Annotated in this window: 1 protein-coding gene; it reads left to right on the forward strand. The window is 48.8% G+C overall.

What is annotated here, in order from left to right; genetic code table 11:
- The coding region (gene adhE, locus ACJ28U_RS00050; protein WP_407617988.1) for a bifunctional acetaldehyde-CoA/alcohol dehydrogenase at positions 1-2,538 on the forward strand (2,538 nt) is incomplete at its 5' end.
- Between the last annotated feature and the right edge of the window lie 64 nt (positions 2,539-2,602).

Below are 2,602 nucleotides of genomic sequence, written 5' to 3' on the forward strand. Positions count from 1 at the left end.
GCAATGGCTTTGGCTGGTTCAGAAAACTCATTGTTGTTGGCCCACGAAGCGCACGATGAAACTGGTCGTGGGGTTGTCGAAGACAAGGACACGAAGAATCGCTTCGCCTCAGAATCTGTTTACAACGCCATCAAGAACGACAAGACGGTTGGTGTAATCTCAGAAGACCGCGTTACGGGTAAGGTTGAATTGGCAGCGCCACTTGGTATCTTGGCTGGTATCGTCCCAACAACGAACCCAACGTCAACGACGATTTTCAAGTCAATGTTGGCCGCAAAGACGCGTAACACAATTGTCTTTGCCTTCCACCCACAAGCCCAAAAGTCATCAGCGCACGCTGCTAAGATTGTTTACGATGCAGCCGTTGCAGCTGGGGCACCTAAGAACTTCATCCAATGGATCGACACACCATCACTAGATGGGACAACGACGTTGATTCAAAACCCAAAGATTGCGTCAATCTTGGCAACGGGTGGTCCTTCAATGGTTAACGCCGCTTTGAAGTCAGGAAACCCATCAATGGGTGTTGGTGCTGGTAACGGTGCTGTGTTCGTTGACGGAACGGCTAACGTTGACCGTGCGGTTGAAGACTTGCTATTGTCAAAGCGTTTTGACAACGGTATGATCTGTGCCACTGAAAACTCATTGGTTATCGAAGCCCCTGTTTATGACGAAGTCATGCGCAAGTTGCAAGAACAAGGTGCTTACTTGACGCCAAAGAAGGACTACGAGAAGGTTGCTAACTTTGTCTTCAAGCCAAACGCAGAAGGTTACGGGGTTAACGGACCAGTTGCTGGTATGTCAGGTAAGTGGATTGCCGAGCAATCAGGTTTGAAGTTGCCAGAAGATAAGGATGTTTTGTTGTTCGAATTGGACAAGAAGAACATCGGTGAAGCTTTGTCATCAGAAAAGTTGAGTCCTTTGTTGTCAGTCTACAAGGCTGCTGACCGCGAAGACGCCATTGAAATCGTCCGCGCTTTGTTGAACTACCAAGGTGCTGGTCACAACGCTGCCATCCAAATCGGTGCCCAAGACGATCCATTCGTTAAGGAATACGCTGACAAGATTGAAGCATCACGTATCTTGGTTAACCAACCAGATTCAATCGGTGGTGTGGGAGATATCTACACGGATGCAATGCGCCCATCATTGACGCTAGGAACTGGATCATGGGGGAAGAATTCATTGTCACACAATTTGTCTACTTACGATTTGCTTAACATCAAGACGGTTGCCCGTCGTCGTAACCGTCCACAATGGGTCCGTTTGCCAAAGGACATCTACTACGAGTCAAATGCCATTACGTACCTACAAGAATTGCCAAACATCGACCGCGCCTTTATCGTGGCCGACCCAGGTATGGTCAAGTTCGGCTTCGTCGACAAGATTTTGGATCAATTCGCACTCCGTGCGGACCAAGTAAAGACATCAATCTACGGTTCTGTTCAACCAGACCCAACAATTGGTCAAGCTATCGATATTGCCCGTCAAATGGCCGAATTCCAACCAGACACGGTTGTCTTAATTGGTGGTGGTTCAGCGCTTGACGCTGGTAAGATTGCCCGCTTCTTGTACGAGTACTCAGCTGAAGAGGGTCACGAAGGCATCTTGAACGACGATGCTGCCTTGAAGGAATTGTTCGGCGAGTTGGCACAAAAGTTCATGGATATCCGCAAGCGTATCGTGAAGTTTGATCACCAACACTTGACGCAAATGGTTGCCATCCCAACGACGTCAGGAACTGGTTCAGAAGTAACGCCATTCGCAGTTATCACAGATGATGAGACGCACGTGAAGTACCCATTGGCTGACTACGAGTTGACACCACAAGTGGCTATCGTGGACCCAGAGTTCGTGATGACGGTGCCAAAGCGCACGGTTGCCTTCTCAGGTTTGGATGCTTTGTCACACGCTTTGGAGTCATACGTTTCAGTAATGGCCTCAGAATTCACTCGTCCATGGGCGTTGCAAGCCATCAAGTTGATCTTCGATAACTTGGAGACGTCATACAAGTACGACCCAGCCCACCCATCAAAGGAAGGTCAAGAAGCCCGTTCAAAGATGCACTACGCTTCAACTTTGGCCGGTATGTCATTCGCAAACGCCTTCTTGGGAATTAACCACGCTTTGGCACACAAGACTGGTGGAGAATTCGGCTTGCCACACGGTTTGGCAATCTCAATTGCCATGAAGCACGTCATCAAGTTCAACGCGGTTACTGGTAACGTTAAGCGTACGCCATTCCCACGTTACGAGACGTACACGGCTCAAAAGGATTACGCTGATATCGCCCGCTACCTTGGCTTGCAAGGTAAGAACGACGCCGAATTGGTTGACGCTTTGTTGGCTAAGATTGACACGTTGTTCGCCGGTGTTGAAGTACAACCTTCATTGTCAGCTAACGGTGTTTCAAAGGCTGCCTTTGAGAAGTCATTGGACACGTTGCCTGACTTGGTTTACAACGACCAAACGACGCCAGGTAACCCACGTCAACCTCGTTTGGAAGAAATCCGTCAATTGTTGAAGGACCAATTCTAAACGGCACATAATCTAAATAATGACAAAACGCCCCAGGTCCGCAGCCATGAACCTGGGGCGTTTT

This window comes from Weissella sp. MSCH1 (assembly GCF_045799135.1).
Lineage (GTDB): Bacteria > Bacillota > Bacilli > Lactobacillales > Lactobacillaceae > Weissella.